This is a genomic window from Bradyrhizobium sp. 61, from assembly GCF_023073075.1.
Lineage (GTDB): Bacteria > Pseudomonadota > Alphaproteobacteria > Rhizobiales > Xanthobacteraceae > Bradyrhizobium > Bradyrhizobium barranii.
In genome coordinates, this window is the sequence record NZ_JADPIU010000082.1 from 176,413 (window position 1) to 193,236 (window position 16,824).

The 16,824-nt window shown below is 62.9% G+C and carries 12 protein-coding genes and 1 tRNA gene; 5 read left to right on the forward strand and 8 right to left on the reverse strand.

Annotation, left to right across the window (positions count from 1 at the left end; translation table 11 throughout):
• Positions 1-16: 16 nt before the first annotated feature.
• From IVB46_RS31730 to IVB46_RS31745, 4 genes are all read right to left on the reverse strand, one after another.
• Positions 17-1,015, reverse strand: coding sequence for a formate dehydrogenase subunit gamma (locus IVB46_RS31730; RefSeq protein WP_247306234.1), 999 nt, complete (start codon positions 1,013-1,015; stop codon positions 17-19).
• 62 nt (positions 1,016-1,077) lie between these two features.
• Positions 1,078-1,680, reverse strand: coding sequence for a formate dehydrogenase FDH3 subunit beta (gene fdh3B / locus IVB46_RS31735; protein WP_014490880.1), 603 nt, complete (start codon positions 1,678-1,680; stop codon positions 1,078-1,080).
• Between the two features lie 12 nt (positions 1,681-1,692).
• Positions 1,693-4,647, reverse strand: a complete 2,955-nt coding sequence (locus IVB46_RS31740; protein ID WP_247344233.1) for a formate dehydrogenase subunit alpha — start codon at positions 4,645-4,647, stop codon at positions 1,693-1,695.
• Positions 4,648-5,450: 803 nt separating this feature from the next.
• Positions 5,451-7,490 (reverse strand): TonB-dependent siderophore receptor, encoded by a 2,040-nt coding sequence (locus tag IVB46_RS31745; protein ID WP_276010586.1) that lies wholly within the window; start codon positions 7,488-7,490, stop codon positions 5,451-5,453.
• Positions 7,491-8,067: 577 nt separating this feature from the next.
• Here IVB46_RS31745 and IVB46_RS31750 point away from each other — a divergent pair.
• Positions 8,068-9,252 carry a PepSY-associated TM helix domain-containing protein gene (locus tag IVB46_RS31750; RefSeq protein WP_247306242.1) on the forward strand — a complete coding sequence of 395 codons (1,185 nt, stop codon included), beginning with the start codon at positions 8,068-8,070 and terminating at the stop codon, positions 9,250-9,252.
• A 190-nt stretch (positions 9,253-9,442) separates the two neighbouring features.
• Here IVB46_RS31750 and IVB46_RS31755 read toward each other — a convergent pair.
• Positions 9,443-9,529 (reverse strand) — tRNA-Leu (locus IVB46_RS31755).
• 163 nt (positions 9,530-9,692) lie between these two features.
• Between IVB46_RS31755 and IVB46_RS31760 the strand changes: the two genes are divergently transcribed.
• Positions 9,693-10,658, forward strand: coding sequence for a complex I NDUFA9 subunit family protein (locus tag IVB46_RS31760; RefSeq protein WP_071917038.1), 966 nt, complete (start codon positions 9,693-9,695; stop codon positions 10,656-10,658).
• A 185-nt stretch (positions 10,659-10,843) separates the two neighbouring features.
• Here IVB46_RS31760 and IVB46_RS31765 read toward each other — a convergent pair whose 3' ends face one another.
• The 3 genes from IVB46_RS31765 to IVB46_RS31775 form a co-directional block, all read right to left on the reverse strand.
• Positions 10,844-11,584, reverse strand: a complete 741-nt coding sequence (locus IVB46_RS31765; protein WP_247306246.1) for an SDR family oxidoreductase — start codon at positions 11,582-11,584, stop codon at positions 10,844-10,846.
• Between the two features lie 3 nt (positions 11,585-11,587).
• On the reverse strand, positions 11,588-12,913 hold the full coding sequence (locus tag IVB46_RS31770; RefSeq protein ID WP_247306266.1) for an FAD-binding oxidoreductase: 1,326 nt from the start codon (positions 12,911-12,913) through the stop codon (positions 11,588-11,590).
• A 101-nt stretch (positions 12,914-13,014) separates the two neighbouring features.
• Positions 13,015-13,821 (reverse strand): undecaprenyl-diphosphate phosphatase, encoded by an 807-nt coding sequence (locus IVB46_RS31775; RefSeq protein ID WP_063980219.1) that lies wholly within the window; start codon positions 13,819-13,821, stop codon positions 13,015-13,017.
• A gap of 169 nt (positions 13,822-13,990) precedes the next feature.
• Between IVB46_RS31775 and IVB46_RS31780 the strand changes: the two genes are divergently transcribed.
• The 3 genes from IVB46_RS31780 (at position 13,991) to IVB46_RS31790 (ending at position 16,809) form a co-directional block, all read left to right on the forward strand.
• A complete protein-coding gene (locus tag IVB46_RS31780; protein ID WP_247306269.1) occupies positions 13,991-14,683 on the forward strand; it encodes a glutathione S-transferase family protein in 693 nt (230 codons plus the stop codon).
• On the forward strand, positions 14,632-15,807 hold the full coding sequence (queG, locus tag IVB46_RS31785) for a tRNA epoxyqueuosine(34) reductase QueG (RefSeq protein ID WP_247344236.1): 1,176 nt from the start codon (positions 14,632-14,634) through the stop codon (positions 15,805-15,807). The genes IVB46_RS31780 and queG overlap by 52 nt, the downstream gene beginning before the upstream one ends.
• A 204-nt stretch (positions 15,808-16,011) precedes the next feature.
• Complete coding sequence (locus tag IVB46_RS31790; protein ID WP_247306275.1) at positions 16,012-16,809, forward strand: acyl-CoA thioesterase domain-containing protein; 798 nt, start codon at positions 16,012-16,014, stop codon at positions 16,807-16,809.
• The last annotated feature ends 15 nt before the right edge of the window (positions 16,810-16,824 follow it).

Below are 16,824 nucleotides of genomic sequence, written 5' to 3' on the forward strand. Positions count from 1 at the left end.
TCCGGGCGCCATCGCGCTATTCAGCCGGTGTCGCCGAGGCTTGCCGGCCTTCCGCTTCGAGCTTTTCGGCGAGCCAGCGGTCGTGATGCTCTCTCGCCCAATTGATATCGACCTCGCCCGTACCCATGGCTTCGAACGCGCCTTCCATGCCGAGCGTGCCGATATAGATGTGTCCCAGGATCAGCGCGATGAAAAGGATCGCGATGACGGCGTGGGCGACCTGGGCGATCTGCATGTCGGCAATGTTAGTGCCGTAGAAGGGAAACAGCAGCACGAATCCCGATGCGGAGACCAGGAGGCCGGCCGCGACCGACAGCCAATAGACCAATTTCTCACCGAGATTGAAGCGGCCTGCAGGCGCATGCTTCGACTTGATGAAGCCGCCACCCTGCTTGACCCAGTCAATATCGACTCGCTTGAACAGATTGTCCCTGAAGAAGAGCACCGTGATCAGAACGAGGCCCGCCACGAAGGCGAAGCTCGTGAAATTGTGCACGTACTTGGCGACCTGGGAGATGTCCGAGAATAGTTCCGGGCCGACCAGCGGCCGCAGCAGGACCTTGCCGAAGGTGATGTTCAGGCCGGTCAATCCGAGCAGCACGAACGAAACCGCTGTCAGCCAATGCGCGAACCGCTCGAAAGCCTTGAAGCGGACGATCGTCTGCCCGGAGCGCCCCGCCTCGATGCGAAGCCGGCCCATGATCAGATAGGCAAGCGCGAGCACTGCAAGCATGCCGACGATCACCACCGCCCCACCCCAGTGCAGCAGGACCTCGTGGAAATAGTCCCAGGTCCGTCCCGCCGGCTGCATCAGCACGCCGGCTTTGACGTCTGGAATGTCGATCCGGCCCTGGATGCGCGGCGCTTGCTCGAGAAGGGTCTTCTGATTGGTCACACTGGCGGTCGGATTGGGCGCCCCGTCGGGACCGAGCTTCTGGGCGAGCACCGGGGCTGTCGTGAGACCGAACAGCATCAACAACAGCGCTGCGAAGCGAATGCGTGCGAAAGCCGTCATGACGGATACCCAATCTTCGTCCCTGATCGTCGCGCTTCCCATCGGCGGTAAACGCAGGTCCCTTATGACTTGACGTCCTCGTGATAGGCGGTTGTCCAGCCCCAGGCTCCGGAGCCGTAGCCGCGCTTCTCGACGCGCTCCTCGTAGATCTGGGCGATGATGTCGCCATCGCCTGCGAGCAGCGACTTGGTCGAGCACATCTCGGCGCACATCGGCAGCTTGCCTTCGCCGAAGCGGTTCGAGCCGTATTTCGCATATTCTTCGGCGCTGCCCGGCGCCTCCGGTCCGCCGCCGCCCGCGCAATAGGTGCACTTGTCCATCTTGCCGCGCGAGCCGAAATTCCCGACCTGGGGATATTGCGGCGCTCCGAACGGGCAGGCGTAGAAGCAATAGCCGCAGCCGATGCACAAATCCTTGTCGTGCAGGACGATGCCGTCTTCGGTCGGATAGATGCACTTGACCGGACACACCGACGCGCAAGGCGCATCGGTACAGTGCATGCAGGCCATCGACACCGACCGCTCGCCGGGCTTGCCGTCATTGATCGTGACGACGCGCCGCCGATTGATGCCCCAAGGCACTTCGTTCTCGTTCTTGCAGGCGGTCACACAGGCATTGCAGTCGATGCAACGGTCCGCATCGCACAGGAATTTCATGCGTGCCATTGGTCTAACCTCTCATGCGGCCCTGATCTGACACAGCGTGGCTTTCGGCTCCTGCATGCCGGTGGCAGGATCATAGCCATAGGTCGTCAGCGTGTTGTTGCTCTCGCCGAGCACGATGGGATCGGCCCCCGTTGGATATTTCGCCCGAAGGTCGGCTCCCTCGTACCAGCCGGCGAAATGGAACGGCATCCAGGCAACGCCCTTGCCGACGCGTTCAGTCACCTGCGCCTTCATCCGAGCCCGCGAGCTGTTCTCTGCACCGGTCACCCAGACCCAGCCGCCATCGACGATGCCGCGCTCGGCTGCGTCCGCCGGGTTGATCTCGACGTACATGTGCTGCTTCAGTTCGGCGAGCCATCTGTTGGACCGCGTTTCCTCGCCACCGCCTTCGTATTCAACCAGACGGCCCGAGCTCAGGATCAGCGGGAACTGCTTCGAGATTGCGCGATCGACGGCGGCCTTCTGCACGGAGAAGCCGATATTGGGCACCCGGAATTGCTTCGCGTCCGGCAAGGTCGGATAGTCGGCAACGAGGTCGGGACGCGGCGTGTAGATCGGCTCGCGATGCACCGGAACCGGATCGGGAAGATTCCACGCAATCATGCGTGCCTTGGCGTTTCCGTAAGGCGAACACCCGTGTTCGATCGCGACGCGCTGGATGCCGCCGGACAGATCGGTCGACCATGACACCTTGTCGGGATCGGCCGGATTGATGCGCTCGATCACCTCGCGTTCTTGCGCCGTGAGGTCCTTGTCCCAGCCGAGTTTCTTCAGCACGCCAAGGGTGAACTCGGGATAACCGTCCTTGATCTCCGAACCGACGGAGTACGAGCCCTCGGCAAGAAGATTATCGTGATCTTCCCGCTCCACCTCCTGCCCGTTCTCCATCACCTTGCGCTTCACGACGCGCTCGACTCCGAACCGCGCGCGGAAGGTGCCGCCGCCCTCTTTCACCGAAAGATTGGTGTTGTAGAGGATCGGCGTGCCCGGATGCCTGTACTCGGGCGTGCCCCAGCACGGCCATGGCAGGCCGTAATAATCTCCACCAACCTCCGGATCGTCCTTCGGCGCCCGCAGCGTCACCAGATCGAACTTGTGCTGGTTTCTCATGTGGGCCTTGAGCCGCTCCGGCGACTGGCCGCAATAGCCGGTCGACCAGCCGCCGCGGTTGATCTCGCGCAGGATGTCCTCCGCCGAGACTGCGCCGTTCTCGACCTCGATGTTCTTGAACATCAGGTCGGCAAATCCGAACTTGCGGGCGAACAGGTACATGGTGTCGTAGTCGTTCTTCGATTCGAAGACCGGATCGACGATCTTTTCGCCCCATTGCAGGGAGCGGTTCGAGTTGGTGCGCGAACCTTCCATCTCGAAACTCGTGCAGGCCGGCAGGAGATAGGTGCCGTTCTTGCGCTCCGACAGCACCGACCAGGCGGTCGGATAGGGATCGCAGACCACCAGAAGTTCGAGCTTCTCGATGCCCTTCACGGCCTCCGGCATCCGCGTGATGGTGTTGACGCCATGGCCCATGATGAACATGGCCTGAACCGGATTGGGCTGGCTGATCTGATTCTTTGGCAACAAGGTTGCGTCGAACCAGCGCGTGCTCGGAATGCCCGGCGTTTCCATCAGCTTCTTGTCGGGGAAACGCGACTTCATCCAGTCGTAGTCGACCTCCCATACCCGGCACCAATGCCGCCAAGCCTCCTCGGCAAGACCGTAGTACAGCGGGAGCGATGTGACATCGAGACCGAGATCGGTTGCACCCTGCACGTTGGTGTGGCCGCGGAAAATGTTGGCGCCTGCGCCGGGCAGTCCCATGTTGCCGGTGGCGAGCAGCAACAGGCAGCTGGCGCGAACATTGGCGGTGCCGGTGGTGAACTGGGTCTGCCCCATCGCCCAGATCAGGGTGGACGGCTTCTGTTTGGCGAACAGTTCGGCGACGTGCTTGACCTGCGCCTCCGGCAGGCCGGTCACGCGCTCGACCTCCTTGGGCGGCCACTTCGCAACCTGCTTCCGAACCTCATCCAGGCCATAGACGCGCTGAGCGAGGAATTCCTTGTCCTCCCAGCCATTCTCGAAAATGTGCCACAGCATGCCGTAGATCGTGGCGATATGCGTGCCGGGGCGAACCCGGACGTATTCGGTCGCGTGCGCAGCGGTCCGCGTCATCCGGGGATCGACCACGATCATGTTGGCGCGGTTGAGCTCCTTGCCTTCAAGAATGTGCTGCAGGGAAACCGGATGGGCCTCGGCCGGATTACCACCCATCAACAGGATGGTCTTGGCGTTGCGGATGTCGTTGTAGCTGTTGGTCATCGCGCCGTAGCCCCAGGTATTGGCTACACCGGTGACCGTCGTGGAGTGGCAGATCCGCGCCTGATGATCGGAATTATTGGTGCCCCAGAACGCCGCAAGCTTGCGATTGAGATAAGCGGCCTCGTTGGTGAATTTGGCGGAGCCAAGCCAATAGACCGAGTCGGGCCCCGCCTTCTCGCGGATATCCAGCAGCTTGTCGCCGATCTCGTCGATCGCCTTCTCCCAGGAGATGCGCGTCCACTGTCCGTTGACGAGCTTTACGGGGTAACGCAGGCGTCGTTCGTTCAACACGTCGTCGCGAACTGCCGCGCCCTTGCAGCAATGCGAGCCGCGATTGATCGGACTGTCGTAGTCGGGCTCCTGCCCGATCCATACGCCGTTGGCGACCTTGGCAATCACCGAGCAACCGACCGAGCAGTGCGTGCAGACGTTCTTGCGGGTCGTGACCGTTGCGCCGACAGGTGGCGGCGGACCGGCTTCGGCCTTGCGCACGCCGTGCAGCGCGAGCTCACCCACCGCGGCCAATGCACCGGCCGTGACTCCAGAGCGCTTCAGGAACGTCCGCCGGTCCAGTTTCGCCGATGCTGCGTCGGCCGCCGCATCGAAAAGCCTGGCACGCTCCGGACGACGATCGGACTTCCTGATCAGCACGGAAGTCTCCTATCGAGCGGGATAGCTGTTGACGCGATAGAAATTCCTGACTTCCTGGGAGTCAGGTCGATAGCGAGCCTTCCGCTTCTGATCGAGATCAACGGGCTTTGCGGAAGCCGCCGCCGGCAACAATTGGCCGGCACCCAACGCACCGGCACCGACAATCGTCAGCCGAAGCAAGTCGCGTCGAAGAAGCTTTGGCGCTTGATCATTCTTCAACGAAGCACACTCCCTGTCGGGGTCAGGCCTTCCCGAAGGCTATCCGAGTTTTGCGCCGGACATCAATCACAGACCTGCGTTGCATAATCTGCAGGAGCGGCCGTGCCACGCAGCTTTGCGCTGGTGTTACCGCAACAAGCGGTCAATCGCCGTCAACATCATTGTTATCAGCCGTTCGGCTCCGCAGATTGTCGTGCGAATTGGAAACGCCGAAACATCGAGCAGATGATTGCCGGACGGGTGACGTCACACGCGTCGCGAGTGGCGAACTCGCGATCGATACGAATGATACGTCGACATCGTGAGCGATCGCGGAAATCCGCGTCGGGTCGGCGGGGCCGCGCCCCTTCGTTGCGCGTTTGAGATCACGCAACACAAGGATGCGATTTATCTATCTGGAAATGCTGGGTATCCAGAAAAAGCTGGCGCCCAGGAAAGGACTCGAACCTTCACGGCCGCGAAGGCACCTGAAGCCAGAGCGTCTACCAATTCCACCCACCTGCGCATGCCGTTTTGGCGCACGGAGGCGGTTACCATGGTTCGGTGACGCGCTTGGCGCAGGACGATGCGCCTCTCTGGCAGCGTCAGAAGTCAACCGTCATTGACAACCACAACGTACGCGGCATGCCGCTGATCACATAACCGGTCGGATTGCCGATCCAATAGCGTTTGTCGAAGAGGTTCGTGAGCGATGCGCGGAACGTGGTGGGTCGTCCCGCCAGCTGGGTTGCGTAACGTGCACCAATGTCGAACGTCATCCAGGCCGGAACACTTTGGATGTTGTCAGCGCTGACATAGGCTTGGCTGGTGTAGATGGTACGCGCCGTCGTGGTCAGCCCGGGCAGGAACGGAGTGTCCCACTCGACACCGAGATTGCTCTGCCATTCCGGAGCGCCGATGGCACGGTTGCCATCATGGAGGTGCCCTTCAGTCTTTGTCAGCCGCGCGTCAAGGTAAGTCACCCCTCCCAGGACGCGGATCCCGGGCCCGACTTCACCGAACGTATTGAACTCGATGCCCCGGTTCCTTTGCTCACCATCGAGACTGAAGATCCTGGTAACCGGATCGGTCGCGCCGCTCGGCAAGCTGATCTGGAATGCTGCGAGGCTCGCGCCGAAGCCTCCGAGATCAAGCTTGGTTCCGACTTCGTACTGCTTTGTCTTGAAGGGCGCGAACACCGCATTGGTGTTGGCGGCGCCGGACGGCGGCGTTGGTCCAGGCGTGAGGCCTTCGATGTAGTTGGCGTAGAAGGACAGCTCCTTGATCGGCCGAACCACCAGCGCCACGGAAGGCGACGTGGCGCTCTGATCGTAGTGGGTCATTTCCAGGCCGCTCACGGGGGCATAGCTGTTCGCGATAACCTGCTGCTGTCGCGCTCCGACGATCACCTGAAGCATCCCGTTCATCATCGAGAGCGTATCGGCAACGCCGACACTTCTCAGACCGAGGAAATCCGACTTCCCTTCAGGGAATGAAGACACCGGGGTGCCCGGACTCGCCAGCAGGGTCGGCGTGTAGATGTTGGTAAGATAGTTTCCGTAATTGGTCTGACCGAGCCAGTCAGTGCGGTTCATGGCGCTCCCGCTGACAACGACCTCATGACCAACCGGACCTGTGTCGAAACGCGCCCGTACGCCGGCTTCGCCCGATACGCCGTCGTTTTTGCCGGTCTGGAAGCGAGAGGTCGAGAGGGCATCGCCTGCCGTGTTTAGAATGGTGGCGCCGGGGGCTTCCTGCTTGTCGAAGGTGAATTGGTTGGCGCCGATTGCGCCGAACACGGTGACATTGTTCGACACATCATATTCGGCGCGCGTAAGCCCGGTGAGGCTCTTCGCGCGGGCATAGTCGAACGGCTGGGCGAGGTTGATGCGGGGGTCCGGAGCATTCGGCACCGCGATGCCAGTGACGGGCGTGTAGCCGCGAGCTGCCGCTTTCATCCAGTCGTCCTGATAGATGACATCGGCGGACCACCTGAAGCGCTCGCCCCGATAGTCGACGCCAAGCGAACCGACTCCGTCGCGTACCGACTGACGGTCGATCGTCGTATTGCCGCCATCGATCCCGCCGTTGAAACGAACGCCCCATTCGCGCTGCTCGCCGTAACGGCGCGCCACGTCGATCTCCGTGCCAAACCGCGCATTCGAGATGTAGCCGGCAGTCAGACGCGTCAGGTCCTCGTTTGCCCGTTTGGTCACGACATTGACGCTGCCGCCGATGCTGCCGGAAGGAGCCATGCCATTGAGGAACGCCGCGGGCCCCTTGAGCAGCTCGATGCGCTCGATCGGCGCAGGGTTGATCCGGTAAGCCGGCACGAGGCCGTACAGCCCATTCAGCGCGATCTCGCTGTTCTCGACCCGGAAGCCGCGAATGGTCAGCGCGTCATAGCGATTGCTGCTGCCGATCGCCGCCCGTACCGACGAATCGGAATTGGTCAGGACCTCGGCGACACTGGTCGCCTGCTGATCGCGGATGGTCTTTTCCGTGTAGCTCGTGAGGCTATATGGCGTTTCCATATAATCCCTGTTGCCGAGCAGGCCGACCTGTCCGCCCCGCGCGACTTGCCCTCCAACATACGGCACCGGCAACGCTGCCTGCCTTGCTCCAAGCGTGGCAGGCGTGCTCATCACTGGCGCGTTCTCACGTCGCTCTGCCCGCCGCGTCGTCGCAGCGCGCGATGTATTGGATGACCGCTGTCGCCGCGCGAGAGAGGCTCGCTGCTCAGGCGCGACGACGGTCACGGGAGGGAGTGACTGTCCGGACGTCGCCGATTGTTGGCGGCCCGACTGCTGTGCGACGGATGAGGTCGTGGTCAAAAACACTGACACGCACGCAAGCCCGAATGCGCGCGAGAAGGTCACGTCGTTAAGCATGCAGTCCCCGGAGTCTTTTCTTCTTGATGCCCCGTCCCAGACACGAATCGCTTGGGACGAGAGCGAATAAGCATTCGGGAAAATCCATGCCAACTAGAAGGCATCTAAGCTTCCAGGTGATCCTGGCGCGCCGCTCTACGTTTCGATTTCACATCGCATCGATTGTTGGTAAGCGCGAAAGCCTTTTGCTGCCGCCCGAACGCACGATTCGAAAAACTTCGTAAGACCGCAACGCGCCGGATGGGATCGCGACGAGCCATGAGGCAGACCGCGCGAAACCACCGCGGTCAATTGTCACAGACGCGCAATTGCTGGGGACTCAAGACCCGACATGACATCGCTACTGGTAAATGCGTCGCGTACCGCCGCGCGGAAGCGACCCAACATGCGATCGCTGCGGACGTGGGCCGGCATCCACCGCTGGACGAGCATCATCTCGACGCTGTTCCTGCTGATCCTCTCCCTGACGGGCTTGCCGCTGATATTCCAAAAGGAGATCGACGAGGCGTTTGGTTCATCGGGAATGTTGGCCGAAGTCCCGGCAAGCAATGGCGCGCCAACGCTTGATTCCATCGTCGCGGCAACGCTGGCGAGACACCCCGGCGATACGATGATCTCACTCGAATTTGCCAAGCGGTGGCCAATCGTGGAGACGCGCTCGGCGCCAACCCCGGATGCCGGACCCACCCGGATACACCGCGAGGCGATCGACCTTCGCACCGGTCAGCTCACAACGATGCCGCAACGGCGTAGTCCCGTGATGCAATTCCTGCACACGCTGCACGCGGATTTGTATCTGGGGCTGCCCGGCGGCTTGTTCCTTGCCGGCATGGCACTCGTCGTCATCGCCTCTGTCATCTCGGGCTTGATACTCTATCCGCCATTCGTCCGCCGATTTGGATTTGGCACGGTTCGCACGAACAAGAGCCGAAAACTATTGTGGCTCGACCTGCACAATCTGACGGGCATCATTACGATGGCATGGCTGCTCCTCGTTGCCACGACCGGAGCAATTAACACCCTGCATGGCCCCGTTTCCACTTCGGTAAGGACAGCCATGTCCGACGAGATTCGGCGGCGGGTCGTCATGACCCAGGCAGGGCGAATGGACGAGGTCGATCGGCCTGGGTCAATCGAAGCTGCGATTGCTGCTGCCCGCGGCAAGGTGCCAGCAGCGCGAGTGATGTCGTTGTTGTTCCCGAACGCTGAGATCAGTCCGTCCAACCACTACGTGGTTCTGATGAAGGACGGACAAATGATGACACAGGAGCTCTTCTACGCGGTGCTCATCGACGCCCATACCGGTGGCGTGTCGGACGTATTCGAGCCGACGGGTGTCACGAAGGCGCTGCTGATCGCCGAGCCGTTGCATTTTCCGACGACGTTTCCCGGCCTGGCGCCCAAGCTCGTCTGGGCGTTTTTCGACATCGTGACGATCATGGTGCTGGTGAGCGGTTTGTATTTGTGGGCCAGCAAACCGGGCGGTCGCATCCAGCGCAAACGCTCTGCGAAATAGGAAGCGCGGGTGCCGACACGGCGAGCGTATTCTTGCAAGCCAGGAGCCCGCGGCCGCCATCCTCGCCAGGAGGGAGTAGATGGCCTGAGCGCGCTCGCCGGGCGAGACAAAACCACCCGTGGCCAAGGGAGCCGTCCAAGCACGCAGATGGGGCTCAACTAACTGGAATTGCTCATTTTCCAGAATTGTATGGTGCCCAGGAAAGGACTCGAACCTTCACGGCCGTTAAGCCACTGGCACCTGAAGCCAGCGCGTCTACCAATTCCACCACCTGGGCATGCCGTTTGGGGCACGGAGGCGGTTACTACGGTTCGGTGACGCGGTTGTCAAATGCTGCTTGGCACCTGCGCGGGGATGCGGATTGCGCATCGCAAACCGGCCCGATACAAGCCTGATAACACGCACTCTTTCCGCAGGAATGGACCCCAGGAATGGATCCCATGGCATCGAATCTGGAAACTCTCGTCACGGTTTTCGGCGGATCGGGGTTTTTGGGCCGGAATGTCGTCCGCGCGCTGTGCCGGCGGGATTACCGGGTCCGGGTCGCGGTGCGCCGGCCGGAACTGGCCGGGTACCTCCAGCCGTCCGGCAAGGTCGGGCAGGTCCACACCGTGCAGGCGAATCTGCGCTATCCGGCCTCGGTCGAGGCGGCGCTGCGTGATTCGCATGTCGTGATCAATCTGGTCGGCATCCTCACCGAGGGCGGCGCGCAGAGCTTTGACGCCGTCCAGGCCAGGGGCGCCGAGACCGTCGCCAAGGCGGCGGCCGCTGCCGGGGCGCGCCTGGTGCATGTCTCGGCGATCGGCGCCGATGCGGAATCGCCCTCGCGCTATGCCAAGGCCAAGGCGGCCGGCGAGGCGGCGGTGCTGGCCGCGGTGCCCTCGGCCACCATCTTCCGTCCCTCCGTGATGTTCGGCCCCGAGGACCAGTTCACCAACCGTTTTGCCGCGCTGGCGCGGATGTCGCCGGTGCTGCCGCTGATCGGCGGCGAGACCAGGATGCAGCCGGTCTATGTCGGCGACGTCGCCACCGCGATCGCGGATGCGGTCGACGGCAAGGCCAAGGCGGGCGCGACCTACGAGCTCGGCGGGCCGGAAGTGCTGACCATGCGCGAGATCATCGAGGCCATTTTGGCCATCACCGACCGCAAGCGGGCGCTGGTCCCGCTGTCGTTCGGCCTTGCTCGCTTCCAGGCCAACTTCCTGCAATTCGCGCCGGGTGCGCTGAAGCTTACGCCGGACCAGGTCACGCTGCTCGAGCACGACAATGTCGTGTCGGAGGCGGCCAAGGCGGCGGGGCTGACGCTGGAAGGCCTCGGCATTGCCGGGGATTCGCTGGAGGCCATCGCCCCGCAATATCTCTGGCGTTTTCGCGCGGCCGGGCAGTTCCAGCGAATGAGCGTTTGAGGTTTTTCTTCACCTCGCCCCGCCTGCGGGGAGAGGTCGGATCGCTCTTGCGATCCGGGTGAGGGGGTACAGGTCCCTCGGCAGTTGTATGCGCGGAGAGAGGCCCCTCACCCCAACCCTCTCCCCGTAAGAACGGGGCGAGGGGGCGCACTGCCGGCGCGGCAGCTGCGCAATTCCTTCAAGCCTCAAAACTTCAGCTTCTTGAACACCGCTTCCGGCAGCGTCTTGATGATCAGCATCACGAGACGCCATTTGCCGCTGACATAGACGACGTCGGTCTTCTTCTCGACGGCGTTGAGGATCGCATCGCCGACGACCGGCGCTTCGACGGTGAGCGGGCCGATCAACTTCATGCCTTCCGTCATTTTCGTCCGGACGAAGCCGGGCTTCACCGTGACGACGTGAACGCCGCCGCGGCTGGCGCGGGCGCGCAGGCCCGACAGGAAGGCGGAGAAGCCTGCCTTCGCCGATCCGTAGACATAATTGGAAGCGCGGCCACGATCGCCGGCGACGGATGAGACGCCGACGAGCGTACCACTGCCGCGTGCCAAAAATTTCTCCGCGAACAGGCCGAGAATCAGCGAGGGGCCCTCGTAGTTCGAGCGCATGATCGTGGTGGCATGCGCGAGATCGCTCTCGGCATTTTGCTGCGCGCCCAGTAGGCCGACGATCGAGATGACGACATCAGGCAACGCAGCAAGGCCGCTCACAAAGCCCTCGAACGAAGCGGTATCGAGCACATCGAATGTGTGGAGGCCAACCTCGACATTGTAGCGCGCGCGCAGATCGGCGGCGTCAGGCTCGAGTGCGGCGACGTCACGGCCTGCGAGGGCGACATCGTATCCGGCCTTGGCAAAGGCGCGCGCGGCGGCGCGGCCGATATCGGAGGAGCCACCGAGCACAATTGCGGACTTGCGTGACGTCACGGCTTAAACCTCATCGAACAGGCGTTGTGAAAGTTTTGAGCGGATGGTCCCGGCGGGATCGAGCGATTTGCGGATCGCGTTGAAGCGCCGCAAGGCCGGATAGCCAGCTTCGAACGTGGCGCGCGACTGGCGTGCATCCTTGGCCAGATAAAGCCGGCCACCGGCGGCGACGACCAGGCGATCGATCTCGTCGAGGAAATTCAGGATGTCGCCCTTCACCGGGAAATCCAGCGCCAGCGCGTAGCCGGGCAGCGGGAACGACAGGATGCCGTCGCCCTGGCCAAGTTTCTTGAGCACCGCGAGGAAGGAGGCATCGCCGCGCCGGGCGACGCGATCGAGGATCTCGCCGAGCACGGCGCGGGCGCCCAGCTCCGGGATCACGCATTGATGCTGGAGGAAGCCGCGCCGGCCGTAGATGCGGTTCCAGTCGGCGATACTGTCGAGCGGGAAGAAATACGGATAGAGCGAGACCACATGGCCGCCGCCGGCGCGCCGCGCGCCCATGCGATAGTAGAGCTCGTTGAAGGCGCGGATGCTGTAGCGGTTCAGCGTCATCGACGGCAGGTCGACGGGCACCGCGAGGCCGGGATTTTTGCCAGCGGGAAATGCACCGGCGCCGTCGGCAATCTCGCCCGTCCTTGCGTGCTCGCCGAGATAGATCAGCGAGCGGCCGAGATCGCTGCCGCGTGCGGCACAATCGATCCAGGCCACCGAATAGGTCGCGGAATCGCCCGCATCGAGCGCACGCATCGCGGCATCGAGATCGGATGCGGAGATCACCCGCTCGCGGATCCACCCCGTTTCGACCGGTCGTAGCCGCATCGTCGCCTCGAGGATCACCCCGGTGAGGCCCATGCCGCCGACGGTCGCGAAGAAGGCATCGGAATTCTGTTCGCGCGAGGCCTCGATGGTCTCGCCCTGCCCGGTGCGCAGCAGGATGCTGTCGACATAGCGGCCGAAACCGCCCTCGCAATGATGGTTCTTGCCGTGGACATCGGCGGCAATGGCACCGCCGACCGAGACGAAGCGCGTTCCGGGAACCACGAAGGGCAGGAAACCGCACGGACCAAAGGTGTCGATCAGGTCCGACAGCAGCACGCCGGCTTCGAGCCGGATGCGTCCGGTCACGGGATCGAACGACCGGACCCGGTCGAACCCCGTCATCGCGATGGTCCTTGCGGCGCCGATCGCGGCATCGCCATAGGCGCGGCCATTGCCCCGAGCCACGGAGCCCGTCACCACGGCTTCGCCCACGGCCTCGAACGACCGCGGCCGCAGCAGCTCGCTATCGACGACCGGGAAACGCCCCCAGCCGCTGACGAGGGTCATGGCTCAGCTCCTGTGCCGGGCGCGCGCCGCCCTGCTCTGGAAACTGCCTACCGATCAAAAGCTTATATTGCGTTGAGGCGCGTCAGTGAGTTTTCGAGAGGTTAACGGCCGAGCGCCAGTGCGATCAGGCCGAGCGTGCCGACGATCACGCGCCACCAGGCAAACACCGCGAAGCCGTGGCGGGTGACGTAGCTCAAAAACGTCTTCACCACGATGATCGCGGTGATGAACGACACCACGAAGCCGATCGCGACGATGCCCATGTGGTCCATCGTCATCTCGGAGCGGTTCTTGTAGAAATCGTAGGCGAACGCGCCGATCATGGTGGGGATGGCGAGGAAGAACGAGAACTCCGCCGCCGCGCGCTTGTCGGCGCCCAGAAACATCGCGGCGACGATGCTGGCGCCGGAGCGCGACACGCCCGGGATCATCGCGATGCACTGCGCGATGCCGATATAGAGATACATCAGCAGCGGAAAGCGGGTGGCGTCATGCTCGCGCGCCTTGAGATCGAGCCGATCGACCCACAGCAGGATGGCGCCGCCGACGATCAGCGAGAAGCACACGACCCACGGATTGAACAGCAGGCTCTTGATGTATTTACCGGCGACGAGACCGACGATGACCGCGGGCAGGAACGCCACCAGCACGCCGATCACGAAGCGGCGCGCATAGGCGTCGCCGGTGAACATGCCGATCGCGACGTCCCACAATTTCTTGAAGTACAGCACGACGATCGCAAGGATCGCGCCGAGCTGGATCAGAACGGTAAACGAATCCCAGAAGGCGCCTTCGCCGAGATGGAAGAAGCGCTCCGCGAGCAGAAGGTGGCCGGTCGAGGACACGGGAAGGAACTCGGTCACACCCTCGATGATGCCGAGGATCACTGCCCGTATTGCGTCTGACATATTTACGGTCCATTTCCGCTGGAAAAGCGGGGCTCTTCTCGCCTATTCGTCCTGCTCTCGCAATCGCAAAATGCGACGTCACGCCCTTGCCTCGCGGTTTTGAAGGACTAGTGTGGCGCCGCACAAACATTGATGGATTCTTAATCACCATCAAATAGTCAAAGGCTTCATGTTTACGCTGTTTCATCATCCGTTCTGCCCGCATTCGCGTTTCATCCGCCTGATCGCGGGAGAATACGGGCTCGAATTGCGGCTGGTCGAAGAACGCAGCTGGGAGCGGCGTGAGGCATTTTTGCTGCTCAATGCGGCCGGCACCACGCCCGTCCTGGTGGACAAGGAACAATCGCCCATACCGGGCGCGGCGATCATCGCCGAATATGTCGATGAGGCCTATGGCGCCGACATGGGACCGAAGCGCTTGATGCCGGAAACGGTCGCCGAGCGTGTCGAGGTGCGCCGGCTGATGGCCTGGTTCAACGAGAAATTCTTCGAGGAGGTCTCGCATCCTCTGGTCACCGAGCGGATCTACAAGCGCTTCATGAGCGAGGAGAACGGCGGCGGCGCGCCCTCGGCCGACGTGATGCGAGCCGCCAAGGCCAACGTGCGCTATCATCTGGCCTATATCGGCTGGCTGGCGCAGACGCGGAACTTCCTCGCCGGCGACCGGCTCAGCTACGCGGATCTCGCCGCCGCGGCGCATCTCTCGGCGATCGACTATCTGGGCGACGTGCCATGGAGCGAGGACGACGCAGCAAAGGCGTGGTACGCGCGGGTGAAATCCCGCCCGTCGTTCCGTCCGCTGCTGAGCGAATGGCTGGCGGGCGTGCCGGCATCGCGGACCTACGTGGACCTCGACTTCTGAACTCGGATCCGACCGAATTGAAGGCGGCGCTTGCAAACGAGGCACGCGCGCTCGGCTTCGACTGCATCGGCATCACTGCATCCGGCACGATCGAAAACGCTGGGAAGCATTTTCTCGAATTCATCGCCTCGGGCGGCCATGGCGACATGGACTGGCTTGCCGCGAGCCCCGAGCGTCGCGTCGATCCGCGCGGGCTGTGGCAGGACGTGCGCAGCGTCATCATGCTCGGCGTCAATTATGGGCCCGACCAGGATCCGCTCGCGATCCTGCAGCAGCGCACGCGCGCGGCGATCTCGGTCTATGCGCAGGGCGACGACTATCACGATCTTATCAAGAAGCGCTTGAAGGCGCTGGCGCGCTGGCTGGTCGCGACCGCGCCATCGGACGTCAAGGTGTTCGTCGACACCGCGGCGGTGATGGAGAAGCCGTTGGCGCAAGCCGCGCATCTGGGCTGGCAGGGCAAGCACACCAATCTCGTCTCGCGCGAGTTCGGCTCCTGGCTATTCCTCGGTGCGATCTACACGACGCTCGAGCTGCCGCGCGACGACGCCGAGATCGATCATTGCGGCTCATGCCAGGCGTGCCTCGACATCTGCCCGACGTCGGCGTTTCCGGCGCCCTACAAGCTCGATGCGCGGCGCTGCATCTCGTATCTCACCATCGAGAACAAGGGACCGATCCCGCGCGAGTTTCGCAAGGCCATCGGCAATCGCATCTATGGCTGCGACGATTGCCTTGCGGCGTGTCCCTGGAACAAGTTCGCGCAGGAGGGACGCGAGGCAAAGCTCGCGGCGCGCGACGAATTGCGCGCGCCGTCGCTTGCCGAACTCGCACGGCTCGACGACGCCGCGTTTCGCGCGCTGTTCACGAAGTCGCCGGTGAAGCGCATCGGCCGCGACCGCTTTTTGCGGAACGTGCTGATCGCGATTGGTAACTCCGGTGAGGCGATGCTGGCGGAAGAAGCGCGGCGATTGCTCGGCGATGAGAGCGCTTTGGTGCGTGGCGCTGCGGTGTGGGCGCTGGAGCAGCTGGTGTCGCGCGGAGAGTTTGAGGCGATGAGGTCTGCCGCGGCGAGCAACGAGCACGACGACAGCGTGCGTGAAGAGTGGCAAACCGTTTCCTAATTCTCGGTGTCATGCCCCGGCTTGACCGGGGCATCCAGTACGCCGCGACTTATCGCTTCAATCACGACCGGCTCGGAGTACTGGATCGCCCGATCAAGTCGGGCGATGACAGCGTTGTTGTGGCGACAGCGCTCTGCTTCTGACCCTCATCCTGAGGATTGGGGGACCTTGATTTCCTCACGCGTTTCCTCAAAGTCGCGCGTCATGACAAACATGCCTTTCTTCACCCGCGACGGCGATACATTCCATCCGACGGAAGTGGCCAACGGTCCCTGGGATCCGAAATCGCTGCACGGACGCGTCATCGTCGGCCTGCTGGGCTTCGCCATCGAGGAGCGCCATTGCGGCCCCGAATTCGTCCCGGCGCGGCTCACGGTCGACATGTTTCGGCTGCCGACCATCGACAAGCCGATCGAGGTGACGACGCGGCTGGTGCGCGACGGACTACGCATTCGCGTGGTCGAGGCCGAATTTGTCTCCGGCGGCGTCAGCATGGCGCGTGCCTCGTGCCAGCTGCTGCGCAAAACGCAGAATCCGGACGGCAACGTCTGGTCGCCGCCGAACTGGGATGTGCCGAAGCCGGATGACATTCCCAAGCCGACCGATCCCAGGCTCGGCATGAACGGCAAATGGACGACGCGGCCGATCGTCGGCCATATGGGCTCGCTCGGTCCGCGCCGGCTCTGGATGAGCGAGGTGCGCGAGCTGGTGGCCGGCGTGCCGATGACGCCGTTCGTGCATGTCGCTGTCGGCGCCGATTTCGCAAGCCCCTTTGCCAACGCCGGCGACAAGGGGCTCGGCTACATCAACAGCGACGTGACGATCTATCTGCACCGGCTGCCGGTGACGAACTGGATCGGCTTCGACGTGGTCAATCACCAGGCGACCGACGGTGTCGCGATCGGCGAATGCTGGCTCTACGACGAGCAAGGCCCGATCGGCACCGCCACGGTCGCAGCACTGGCGCAGCGCAAGCCGATGGCGAATCCGTCGAAGCGATAGTCGTTACTGTCATTC